The following is a 306-nucleotide window of genomic DNA, read 5'->3' on the forward strand; positions in this document are numbered from 1 at the left end:
GCCATGCCAGACAGCGAGCTGCGCCGGATTCGTGGCCGCGACATCGCCATGATCTTCCAGGATCCGATGTCGTCGCTGAACCCGGTGCTGACCATCGGCCTGCAATTGACCGAGGCGCTGCGCGAACACCAGGGCCTTCCGGTAAAGGAGGCCGAGCGCCAGGCGCTCGACATGCTTGATCTGGTCGGCATCGCCAATGCCGCGCAGCGCATGCAAGCCTTTCCGCACCAGTTCTCGGGCGGCCAGCTGCAGCGCATCGGCATCGCCATGGCGCTGGTCTGCAAGCCGTCGATCCTGATCGCCGAC

Annotated in this window: 1 protein-coding gene; it reads left to right on the forward strand. The window is 65.7% G+C overall.

Features of this window, described 5'->3' with window-relative positions:
• The coding region (locus EN869_RS33975) for an ATP-binding cassette domain-containing protein (RefSeq protein ID WP_135916158.1) at positions 1-306 on the forward strand (306 nt) is incomplete at both ends.

It is taken from the genome of Mesorhizobium sp. M2D.F.Ca.ET.226.01.1.1 (genome assembly GCF_004022705.2).
In the GTDB taxonomy this organism is placed as follows: Bacteria; Pseudomonadota; Alphaproteobacteria; order Rhizobiales; family Rhizobiaceae; genus Mesorhizobium.